Source organism: Mesorhizobium sp. M7A.F.Ca.CA.004.06.1.1 (assembly GCF_003999135.1).
Classification (GTDB): Bacteria; Pseudomonadota; Alphaproteobacteria; order Rhizobiales; family Rhizobiaceae; genus Mesorhizobium.
Genome location: NZ_RZPQ01001234.1, coordinates 1 through 982 on the forward strand (window position 1 = coordinate 1; position 982 = coordinate 982).

Consider the following 982-nt stretch of genomic DNA (forward strand, 5'->3'; position numbering starts at 1 on the left):
GCGTTTGGGTTCTAATGCATGTCGCCCAAAAGTGGCCCCGGTTTTGGCGCAACGACATGCATAAAACCAAAGGCTTAAAGCGCGTCGCGCTTTAGACCTGGCTGCCTGAAATCCGCGCCCGCACCAGCGTCGCCGCGGCGCGGCCGGCGGCCTCGATGTAATCGGGGTTGCGGTGGATCAGCATGATCGAAAAGCAGCCGTCGATCAAAAGCACGATCTCGCGTGCCAAGGCAGGCGGCTCGCCGACGCCATGGTCCGACAAGGCGCCGGCCAGCCATGTTTCGAAATTCAGCTTGTGCCGCGCGCCGACCTTGACCGCCGGATGTCCGGGCATCGAGGCGAGTTCGGCGGCCGTGCGCAGGAAGCCGCATCCTTTCCATTTCGGGTGACGAGCGGACCTCGCCAGATTGGTGAAGATCGCCTCGACCTTGCGATCCGCGCCGCCTTCGGCGGCATCGAACCAGCCGGCCATCCGCTTCAGATTGGGTTGGTCGCGGCCATCGAGATAGGCGGCGATGAGGTCGTCCTTACTCTTGAAATGGTAGTAGAGCGTGCGTTTGGTGAGACCCGCTTCCTCGGCGACGGCATCGACGCTGACGCGACCGATTCCTTCGGCATAGAAGAGCCTGGTCGCGGCATCGACAATACGTTTGCGTGTAGGACTTTGCGTGTCAGGCATGAGCTTAGGTATACCGACTAGTGAATATACACAAGCGGAAAGGGGCATAGTCTTCCGGTCATCAGCATGATGAAGAAGGAAGAGCCAATGACCGATCTTGTCCTCAAGGAACCCCGGGATGGGATTGCCATCCTCACCCTCAATCGGCCGGAGAAGCTCAACGCCTTGAACTATGCCCTGATCGATCGCCTGCTTGCGATCCTTGACGACATTGAAGTCGATGACAGCGTTCGTGCGGTCATTCTGACCGGTGCAGGGGAGCGGGCGTTTTCGGCCGGCGGCGACATTCATGAGTTCTCGGCC

At 60.0% G+C, this 982-nt stretch carries 2 protein-coding genes; one reads left to right on the forward strand and one right to left on the reverse strand.

Annotated elements, in window-relative coordinates:
- Window positions 1-91: 91 nt before the first annotated feature.
- Window positions 92-679, reverse strand: a complete 588-nt coding sequence (locus EN906_RS35415) for a TetR/AcrR family transcriptional regulator (protein WP_164748925.1) — start codon at window positions 677-679, stop codon at window positions 92-94.
- Between the two features lie 87 nt (window positions 680-766).
- Between EN906_RS35415 and EN906_RS35420 the strand changes: the two genes are divergently transcribed.
- The coding region (locus EN906_RS35420; protein WP_206529281.1) for an enoyl-CoA hydratase/isomerase family protein at window positions 767-982 on the forward strand (216 nt) is incomplete at its 3' end.

Coding starts and splice junctions, on each gene's coding strand:
- EN906_RS35415 (WP_164748925.1), bottom strand. CDS start 679: ATGCCTGACACGCAAAGTCCTACACGCAAACGTATTGTCGATGCCGCG.